Consider the following 8,817-nt stretch of genomic DNA (forward strand, 5'->3'; position numbering starts at 1 on the left):
GAATCGGGAATCGGGAATCGGGAATCGGGAATCGGGAATCGGGAATCGGGAATCGGGAATCGGGAATCGGGAATCGGGAATCGGGAATCGGGAATCGGGAATCGGGAATCGGGAATCGGGAATAGTAATAAGATTTGATTCTCTGTTGATGCACTAGCTCATGGGAAGCAGGGCTGTTTCATTCTCGTAAAACATAGATAGGGCTAATTTTACCCATCTCCCCATCTCCCCATCTCCCCATCTCCCCATCTCCCCATCTCCCCATCTCCCCATCTCCCCACACCTCCTAAACTTCCCACATTTCCTACTCCCTACTCCCTACTCCCTACTCCCTACTCCCTACTCCCTTCAAACCTAATCACTCAACCACATGTAACCGTCGAGTAATCATAATCATCCCATCCCCCCGAATTAATATAGCTGAAATCCAGCGGTCTTCTGGTAACAGTGGGGCTCGGCCAACCTTAAAAATTCCCCCGGCAGCCAAAGATTCCAGGTCAATCTCCGTGGGATTAGTATAGCGCTTTGAGCTGACCGATTCTTCTATAGCTACTCCCAGCAGCAAATCATCTCCGAGGGGTTCGGTGACAATGGCATCAAAATTAAATCGCTGACCAATACGCACTTGTTCTGGTAACTTCACCGTTAGCTTGGGAGGATTGGCTCCTGATGTGATTTGGGAACGCTCTGCCAAAATGGTTGAATTGACAATTTTTTGGTTTTCAAAGCGCTGACGCGATCGCAAAGTCGATTCAAATTTCGTCTTACTAGCATCCTGTTCGTTACTAGTAATATAAGTCACAGTTTCTGCCACAATTGCGTTGCCCTCTTGCTGCCAATCCGTCAGTTCCGTGCGGTAATTCAACAAAGGGTAGCGCTGCCACAATTGAGTCAACGCTTCTGCCATCAACTGCCGACTTAAGCCATCGGAGTTAGTAAAATTAGCGCTATAGAATCCCAGCAACCCTTCAACATCCTTGCCATTAGCGAAGCGATCAATTTGGCTGAGGGTATCTTTAAGCTGAGGCGGTGCGGTTTCCGGACTATCTGCTTGGGCTTTCAGAGGAGAGCCGAGGGTCAACCCTGCCGTTAATAGTACAAATACTGACCAGTCCAAAGAAATAGACTTGACTTTAGTAGTAAAAGAGGATAGTCGTTGCAGTAAGGTTGCTGGATTGGTCATTGGTAACTGGTAACTGGTAATCGGTAACTGGTAACTGGTAACTGTTAATTAGTAACTAGTAACTGGTAATTAGTAATTGATCATCGATGATTGGAGAAAGGGTAATCCCTTGCACCAATCATACCAAATCTAGTTTGATAACCTATGTCTAGTCCAGACAGTCGTGATCTCGAGATTTTCATCGGTGGGCGTTCACCCTTAGCTTTGAAAAAGCGCGGGGTCGCACCACTGCTAGGGTTTTAGGAAGGATTTGTTCCCGATTCCCGATTCCCGATTCCCGATTCCCTATTGATGTAATGAGGTAGAAAGGATTTGTTCCGACTTCCCGATTCCCGACTCCCGACTCCCGATTCCCGATTCCCGATTCCCTACTCCCGATTCCCTACTCCCATTAACCCAAGTCAAACGTCCCTCACCCAATTGATCAAGGAGACCAATAGCCGTGTCTAAGTCACCCATTCGATTGCTGATTGCCGCTAGTGGTACGGGGGGACACATATTTCCCGCCCTCGCAGTAGCCCAACACTTACCCAATTACACTATTGAGTGGCTTGGTGTTCCTGACCGCATTGAAAATGAGTTGCTACCACCAGACTACCCCCTGCACACCATTGCCGTAGAAGGCTTTCAACAACGCTTCGGTCTCGGTACTCTAAGCATTGTTACCCGCCTGGTCAGTTCAATTTGGCAAGTGCGGCAACTGCTGAGAGAGGGTAAATTTGATGGTGTCTTCACCACTGGGGGTTACATCGCTGGACCTGCAATTATGGCAGCACGGTGGCAGGGTCTACCTACCATTATACATGAATCTAACGCTATTCCCGGAAAAGTAACCCGCTGGCTAAGTCCCTTTTGCAATACCGTAGCCCTAGGGTTTGAAGCCGCTTCCAAGTACTTACCCCGGATTAAAACTGTAACCGTTGGTACACCAGTGCGCGATAGTTTTCAACTGACTCAGGCCCTGGAACTCCCGATTCCACCAGAGGTACCCTTGATTGTGGTGGTTGGGGGTTCCCAAGGAGCAGTGGCAGTGAATAAACTAGTGCGCCAATGTGCTCCCGTCTGGTTTGAAGCTGGTGCTTGGATTGTTCATTTAACTGGAGAAAAAGACCCAGAGGCTAACACTCTTAGCCATCCTCAGTACCTGTCTATGCCCTTTTATGACCAGATGGCACCATTACTGCAACGGGCAAACTTAGCCATTAGCCGTGCTGGTGCCGGAACCTTAACGGAGCTAGCTATAAGTGAAACACCAGCCATTCTGATTCCCTACCCTTATGCAGCAGAAGACCATCAAGCTTTCAATGCAGCTAGCTTTAAGGATTCTGGTGCTGCTTTAGTATTTCGTCAAGACCAGTTGACTCACGAAACGTTAGAACAGGAGGTGCTGGCTTTACTCAAGTCACCAACTAGGTTAGAAGATATGAAACAAAAAGCAGCTAGTCTTGCGATTAGGGATAGTGGAAAGCGTTTAGCTTCTCTAGTTCGTGAGTTAGTTGAACAATGAAATATTAAATGGGAAAGGGAGTAGGGAGTAGGGAGCAGGGAGCAGAGAAGAGGAAAGAGAAAAATTAGGTGTATCTCATTAGGTTAAAAAGTGCTTTATTTTATTTTATATAATAAAAATTGCTCAACCCGAGTAATATAAAGAAAATAATTGCAAAAAAAACCAAAATTTACTGTAGGCTATATTAGAGGTTTTGATTCGATAATGACTAGATTAATTTAATAAATTATTATCATTTTACCATTCATTATATATATAGCGTTTTTCGTAGCTATGAGGTACACATTCTTTTTCACCTCTTCCCCTCCTGGGAGGGGTTAGGGGTGGGTTCCTATTCCCTGCTCCCTGCTCCCTGCTCCCTGCTCCCTGCTCCCTAAAAACCAGAAATTTGTACCTCAAAAGTCGTATAATTGCTATAATAGTTATTGGTAATATCGAACCAAATTTACTTTTATGATTACTTTGTATAAGGCACCACCTTTCTGGGGATTACCGAGCATTAGTCCACCCTGTATGAAATTATAAACTTGGCTGCGTATAGCTAATATTGCTTACGATATCGAGATTCCTAAGGACTTTGCTAAAGCTCCCAAAGGCAAAATTCCTTTTATAGACTATGAAGGAAAACTGATCGGAGACTCCACCCTAATTATCGAGATGCTTAAGGAAAAAGAGGGCATAGATCCTGACGGCGATTTGACCTCAACCGAAAAAGCAATATCCTTAGCTTTTCGGCGGATGCTGAAAGAAAATACTTATTGGGGAGAGCTTTATATTCGTTATAACATTGAATAAAACTGGCAAGTCTTAAAACAAACATTAACGAATCTCTACTTTGCTGGAAGCTCGACACCAGAATCGGAACAGTTTTTCCAACAGGTGCGAAAGTCCATTTATAATCAGATTTATGAACAGGGCATTGGTCGTCACTCCGAGAAGGAAGTTTGTGAAATTATTAATGCTGATTTTCAAGCCCTGTCTGATTATTTAGCAGATAAACCATTTTTTATGGGGGATAAAGCGACCACTTTAGATGCAACGGCTTATGGTTATATTGGAAACATGATTTTACCTCCTTTCAAGAGTATGATTATTGATCGCGTATCTCAATTTAAAAATATCTGTCAATATTGTGAACGGATGAAACAGGAGTTTTTTCATGATTATTTGCCTTCTTAATCGAGAGTCACTTAATTTGTGTTTGAATCTATAATTCTATTGTATTATTGTTGTCACCTCCTCAAGTGGCCAAGTCGTGTAATCTAGCAGAAATTCAGAATCAATATGGAGACAATGGGAGGCATTTGCGATGACAGAAGTGAAACGGTATTGGATGATCGTTCATTACGAAACTGAATTTGAAGCGGAAAACGAAGACGAAGCCTATCACGATATTCGACTCGGTAATACAATAATCGAAAACGCAACAGTAGTGGCCAAAGAGCTTCCTGAGTCTTTAGAAGGGGGTCACCTCAAAGAAATTATTAACGAAGCTAAACTCGAAGCCCGACGAGAAGCAGCGGTGTCTATCCTGCTGGCACAACTCGCCTGGAAAACCGAAGACTATGCTCTGAGGTGGGAAGGACTCTCTAAGCTGGCACCTCAGAGACAGGAGCAAATTGAAGCACTATCTTTGGAACAAATTGAATCTCTGAGTATAGATGCGATCGCGTTTTCTAGTATGGCCGACTTGGAGGGTTGGCTTGATCGTTTTTATGGTTGAGAAGGGTTTGTGTATTAGGTGGGTGGGATCTAAGCTGAAGACTACTCACGCTGCCTTTGCTGCGGTCAAAGCTTACGGTAAAAGCTTAATCAACCATAAAGTTTTCAGACTTCTATCACCTTCTAGACTAAGGCAGTGGGAGAATATAGTTATCACCTGGCAAACCATTCAAAACCCTTAAAAACCCAACTATGGCCAAAACCGTTGCTGAAGTCATGACCCGCGAGCCGATCGTAGTGCAGCCCCAAACACCGATCAAGGAAGTCATCAAAATTATTGCTGAACAAAGCATCAGTGGCTTGCCAGTGGTTAACGAAGCAGGCAAATTGGTAGGAGTGATTTCAGAAGCTGACTTGCTGTGGCAGGAGACAGGAGTAGAACCGCCAGTCTATATCATGTTTCTCGACAGCGTGATTTACTTAGAAAATCCTGCCCGTTATGACCAAGAACTCCATAAAGCCCTCGGACAAACCGCTGGGGACGTAATGACTGGTCATCCCATGAGCATCAAACCCGATAAACCCTTACGGAAAGCGGCTAAGTTGATGCAGGAAAAATCAATCCACCATTTACCAGTAACAGATGAGGCAGAGCAAGTGATTGGAATTCTGACATCTGGGGATATTGTCCGGGCCATGGCAGCTGAATTAGCGAATTAAGGAAACTGTTCTATCTCAAACAGTGTTCACGGTGAACAAGTAACATGGTAAGTTGAGTTTTGGCTACATATAGATCAAATACCCATGAGCGTTACTCGTGAATCTGTCCAAGAGCTGCTGAATTCATCGGATTTTGGCCACCGCATTAGAGGATTAAACCAACTACGCCAGCTGGAACCATCGGTGGGGTTTGAGCTAATTCAACCCTTGGTTAAAGATAACAATGTTCGGATTCGATATGGGGCAGTCAGCCAGCTCGATACCTTGGGTGATCAGGATTTAACCGTATCTTTGACCCTATTACGCGATCGCCTTTTGAATGATCCAGAACCAGATGTTCAGGCAGCAGCAGCGGATTCCTTGAGTGCCTTGAAGCTCACCGAAGCCTATGATGATTTAGAGCAAATCTATCACCAAACCACTGAGTGGATCGTTAAATTTAGTATTATTGCTGCCTTAGGGGAACTAGGTGAACCCCGTTCATTTCAAATTTTAGAAGACGCTCTCAAATCCGATACCAGTTTAATCCAAACAGCCGCCATTAGTTCCTTAGGAGAATTGGGAGACCCCCGGGCTGTGCCTCTGCTGATTCCCTTTGCCACTAATTCCGACTGGCAAATTCGTTACCGGTTAGTACAGGCACTGGTTAATCTGGGAGGAGAAGAGGCTAAGGCAGTCCTAGAAACATTAGCTAATGACAGTGTTGAGCAGGTGGCTAGTGTAGCGCAAGATGGCTTAAAAGCATAAGGCTTGAACAGGGAATAGGAAGAAGACTGTGGGGAGAGGGGCTCACAGGGGTAGGTTTTTTACATTTGGGTCGGGAGTCGGGAGTCGGGAGTCGGGAGTCGGGAGTCGTCAGAAGCGGGAAATGGGCAGAATTACCCCGGAAATGATTGTGTATTTTGATACATATTTTAATACATATATTGAGGAGTTTCTAGCTAATGAAAGTACGTACTCAAAACCTACCCTTGTAAGATCTCCCCATCTCCCCATCTCCCCATCTCCCTATCTCCCTATCTCCCCATCTCCCCAGACTTCCCGCGCCCAGGGCTATAACATGCCAACTTACAAAAACCCTTCCATCTCAATCATTTCAATCATCTGAAGTCCACGGGGGTCTCCCACTTTCAAGAGGGCAGCTTTGGCGTCTTCTTTTACCCCTAGGTCTTCATCATCAGCAATTGCTTCAATTAAGGCATCAATAGCACCAGCGTAAACGGCATTGGAGGGCAATTCCCGACACAGTTGCCCGATAGACCAAGCACAATTACTGCGCACTGCTGCTACTGGGTCTTTCCTTAAAGCAGTAATCAAGGGCGGAATCGATGCGATTACTTCTTCATAATCTAACTCTGCCATTTGCGCCAGAGCACTAGCTGCCCACAAACGCACTGCAGGAATATCCGTTTTTAGGGAATCAATTAGAGAAGCTAAAGCACGGCGATCGCGACAGTTCCCCAATGCCCAAACAACCCCTTTACGGACATAACCGTTCCAATCAACGGTTAGCTGGTCAATCAAGGGCTTTACTGCCGTGGGACTGGGATTGTGCCCGAGACCATAGGCAGCACTTACCCGTACCAAAGGACAAACATCATTTAACAGGTTAATCAGATGGGGAATTGCCCGCTCATCTTGCAACTCACAAAAGGCACGAGCTGCTAGCATCCGTTGTTGGCTTTCCGGTGCCGTTAACAGAGCCAGCATTTCCTCTGGATCAGGTTTGGAAGCTTCTAACTCATCTTCAATCGGCTCTATGTCATCTAAAGGGCTTTCTAGTAAAGCCGTATTATCCAGTAAACTCAGATCATCATCTTCATACATGCCTGATAACCTACCTTATCTTGCCTGATTCTACCAGAGTCTTCATTAGTATTTCCTTGCCAATGGTTTAACCATCCACAGAGATTGGGTGCGGAAACCCAGTCCGTGGTAAAGGTTCAAAGCGACTTGATTCGATTGAAACACCTGTAGTCCAATTTGGCGATCGCCTCTTGCCCTTGCCCTAGCTTCAGCCTGCTGCATCAGTGCTGAACCAATGCCTTGACGGCGGTGTGCTGGCATGACGTACAGTAAAAAGATATAGCCATAGCGATCGCCATTTACCTGATCAACCCCATTGCCCATCCACAGACACCCCACGGGCAAGGGATGAGTTGCAGTATAACCTTTCCTAGAAACGTTCCCATCCGCTGCTGTAACCCACCACAGGGGGGTTTCTCTGGAAAAGTACTGTTTAACAGTCTTCGCCAGGTGAGAAAAATCATTTTGTTCTGGGAAAAGCTCTTGGTAAGTGAACTCCATGAACTTCACCAAAATTGCCCGTTCTCGTACCGTTCCCAGTCGTAGCTGGTAGCCTGCTAACAATGGCTTACTCACCAATTTTCGCGAAATTTTGGTTAACAACCAGCTGAGCGAATACTGGTGCTTGAATGCTGGCAGCGTCAACTTCTTCAATCGGTGCAGGGGCTAGCATATCGTTCGGTAAAAAGATCCGAGAACTGACTGCCAATAGGGCAATTAAGAAGCCTAGTAGTGCCAGTAGGGGAGCAATGTACTGACGAAAAATAGCCATGAATTTAATGGTTCGTTGATTTTAACAATTCTTTACTTTCTCCATCTTACTACAATGGCACAGCTTTTAGCGGTTGACGGTTAGAGGTTGGAGGTTATTTGGTTGAAGGTTGGAGGTTGGAGGTTGGAGGTTGGAGGTTGTTCGCGTAGCGTGGCCAAAGGCCAAGGTTGGAGGTTGGAGGTTGCAGGTTGGAGGTTAGAGGTTGCAGGTTGGAGGTTAGAGGTTAGAGGTTAGAGGTTAGAGGTTAGAGGTTGTAGGTTGACCCCTTCCTCATCTCCTCATCTCCCCATCTCCCCATCTCCCCACACTTCCCACACTTCCGATACTCTTCCCCCTGTTCCCTGTTCCCTGTTCCCTGTTCCCTGCTCCCTTAGACTCGCTCGGCTAGTTTTGTGATAACTTCAATAACCGTATCCGCAAGTTGATCATTTCCCCGGAGCCAACCGAGGGGAGTTAGATGCTTACCAGGAAGTTTCTTATCAGTGAGGAGTTTATTGCCTAAATTCTCCTGTAGCCAACGCACCGTTCCAGCTTCTTCAGCAATCTTATCCTTACTGAAGCTAATTAAAGCAGTAAGATTAAATAAACTGCTATTTTTGATCAAGCAATAGGTTTGTTTCGGTGTGGGTAACACCCCGAAACCAAGTCTGTCTACTAAATCAGCTATGAATGGAACAGGAACGGCACTACTGGTACCACTAATAACAGGAGCCATTAATACAGAGGGTTGATTGATCAAAGAAATATCTTTTAGATCAGCATCTCTGATGCTATTATGAATCTGCTCCTCTTGATCTTTACCCACACAATCTCCCAGAATTTCCTGAATTTTTTTGAACTCCAAATCACTTAAAAGTTCCAAGAGTGCGATGTATTTTGTTCCTAAGCTGTGACCTAACCAAAAATAATTCTTCGCTCTGGCAGAGGAGTCCTCTTCATAGATACTGTAATCATAGCCCAATTTTTTTGCTTCTTCTAAAATTCCATTGAATAGGGGTTTTTGTTCTTTGACCAAACCAATGGCTACAGGCCAATGGCGGAAGGTAAATCTAAACGGTCTGGCAACAACGGTATAACCTGATTCAAATAATCGCTTGGCGATATACCGGTAAAAAATTGTCGGAAAACTTCCGAAAAACGCACCACCAATCAATTGAACAACACCTA

13 protein-coding genes are annotated in these 8,817 nt (G+C 45.2%); 7 read left to right on the forward strand and 6 right to left on the reverse strand.

Annotated elements, in window-relative coordinates:
* Nucleotides 1-358 precede the first annotated feature (358 nt).
* The gene (locus tag F6K57_RS32260) at nt 359-1,183 is read right to left on the reverse strand and encodes a nuclear transport factor 2 family protein (RefSeq protein WP_293072136.1); all 825 of its coding nucleotides are present in this window, start codon (nt 1,181-1,183) and stop codon (nt 359-361) included.
* Between the two features lie 312 nt (nt 1,184-1,495).
* Between F6K57_RS32260 and F6K57_RS32265 the strand changes: the two genes are divergently transcribed.
* The 7 genes from F6K57_RS32265 to nblB all read left to right on the forward strand — a co-directional run bounded on the left by F6K57_RS32265 (nt 1,496) and on the right by nblB (nt 5,819).
* Nucleotides 1,496-1,633: a hypothetical protein gene (locus F6K57_RS32265; protein WP_293047788.1), complete on the forward strand. Its 138-nt coding sequence runs from the start codon at nt 1,496-1,498 to the stop codon at nt 1,631-1,633.
* Nucleotides 1,626-2,690 (forward strand): undecaprenyldiphospho-muramoylpentapeptide beta-N-acetylglucosaminyltransferase, encoded by a 1,065-nt coding sequence (gene murG / locus F6K57_RS32270; RefSeq protein ID WP_293072137.1) that lies wholly within the window; start codon nt 1,626-1,628, stop codon nt 2,688-2,690. Before F6K57_RS32265 ends, murG begins: the two co-directional genes overlap by 8 nt.
* Before the next feature lie 537 nt (nt 2,691-3,227).
* The gene (locus F6K57_RS32275; protein WP_293072143.1) at nt 3,228-3,485 is read left to right on the forward strand and encodes a Tom37 metaxin N-terminal-like domain-containing protein; all 258 of its coding nucleotides are present in this window, start codon (nt 3,228-3,230) and stop codon (nt 3,483-3,485) included.
* Between the two features lie 84 nt (nt 3,486-3,569).
* On the forward strand, nt 3,570-3,869 hold the full coding sequence (locus tag F6K57_RS32280; RefSeq protein ID WP_293072138.1) for a glutathione S-transferase C-terminal domain-containing protein: 300 nt from the start codon (nt 3,570-3,572) through the stop codon (nt 3,867-3,869).
* A 130-nt stretch (nt 3,870-3,999) separates the two neighbouring features.
* Nucleotides 4,000-4,413 carry a DUF4351 domain-containing protein gene (locus F6K57_RS32285; RefSeq protein WP_075896758.1) on the forward strand — a complete coding sequence of 138 codons (414 nt, stop codon included), beginning with the start codon at nt 4,000-4,002 and terminating at the stop codon, nt 4,411-4,413.
* A gap of 191 nt (nt 4,414-4,604) precedes the next feature.
* Entirely contained in the window at nt 4,605-5,072 is a 468-nt protein-coding gene (locus F6K57_RS32290; RefSeq protein ID WP_293072139.1) for a CBS domain-containing protein, read from the forward strand.
* A gap of 84 nt (nt 5,073-5,156) precedes the next feature.
* Nucleotides 5,157-5,819 (forward strand): phycobilisome degradation protein NblB, encoded by a 663-nt coding sequence (gene nblB, locus F6K57_RS32295; RefSeq protein ID WP_293072140.1) that lies wholly within the window; start codon nt 5,157-5,159, stop codon nt 5,817-5,819.
* Nucleotides 5,820-5,927: 108 nt separating this feature from the next.
* Here nblB and F6K57_RS32300 read toward each other — a convergent pair whose 3' ends face one another.
* The 5 genes from F6K57_RS32300 to F6K57_RS32320 form a co-directional block, all read right to left on the reverse strand.
* A complete protein-coding gene (locus F6K57_RS32300; RefSeq protein WP_293019702.1) occupies nt 5,928-6,068 on the reverse strand; it encodes a hypothetical protein in 141 nt (46 codons plus the stop codon).
* A gap of 72 nt (nt 6,069-6,140) precedes the next feature.
* Nucleotides 6,141-6,899, reverse strand: a complete 759-nt coding sequence (locus tag F6K57_RS32305; protein ID WP_293019704.1) for a HEAT repeat domain-containing protein — start codon at nt 6,897-6,899, stop codon at nt 6,141-6,143.
* A gap of 45 nt (nt 6,900-6,944) precedes the next feature.
* Nucleotides 6,945-7,454: an N-acetyltransferase gene (locus tag F6K57_RS32310; RefSeq protein ID WP_293072141.1), complete on the reverse strand. Its 510-nt coding sequence runs from the start codon at nt 7,452-7,454 to the stop codon at nt 6,945-6,947.
* A complete protein-coding gene (locus F6K57_RS32315) occupies nt 7,447-7,650 on the reverse strand; it encodes a hypothetical protein (RefSeq protein ID WP_293019706.1) in 204 nt (67 codons plus the stop codon). The genes F6K57_RS32310 and F6K57_RS32315 overlap by 8 nt, the downstream gene beginning before the upstream one ends.
* A 370-nt stretch (nt 7,651-8,020) precedes the next feature.
* The coding region (locus F6K57_RS32320) for a DUF1350 family protein (protein WP_293072142.1) at nt 8,021-8,817 on the reverse strand (797 nt) is incomplete at its 5' end.

It is taken from the genome of Moorena sp. SIO4A5 (genome assembly GCF_010672005.1).
In the GTDB taxonomy this organism is placed as follows: Bacteria; Cyanobacteriota; Cyanobacteriia; order Cyanobacteriales; family Coleofasciculaceae; genus Moorena.

Excerpts from the sequence above, each read along its gene's own strand:
- F6K57_RS32260 (WP_293072136.1), bottom strand. The coding sequence starts at position 1,183 with ATGACCAATCCAGCAACCTTACTGCAACGACTATCCTCTTTTACTACT.
- F6K57_RS32285 (WP_075896758.1), top strand. The coding sequence starts at position 4,000 with ATGACAGAAGTGAAACGGTATTGGATGATCGTTCATTACGAAACTGAA.
- F6K57_RS32290 (WP_293072139.1), top strand. The coding sequence starts at position 4,605 with ATGGCCAAAACCGTTGCTGAAGTCATGACCCGCGAGCCGATCGTAGTG.
- nblB (WP_293072140.1), top strand. The coding sequence starts at position 5,157 with ATGAGCGTTACTCGTGAATCTGTCCAAGAGCTGCTGAATTCATCGGAT.
- F6K57_RS32300 (WP_293019702.1), bottom strand. The coding sequence starts at position 6,068 with ATGGGGAGATGGGGAGATCTTACAAGGGTAGGTTTTGAGTACGTACTT.
- F6K57_RS32305 (WP_293019704.1), bottom strand. The coding sequence starts at position 6,899 with ATGTATGAAGATGATGATCTGAGTTTACTGGATAATACGGCTTTACTA.
- F6K57_RS32315 (WP_293019706.1), bottom strand. The coding sequence starts at position 7,650 with ATGGCTATTTTTCGTCAGTACATTGCTCCCCTACTGGCACTACTAGGC.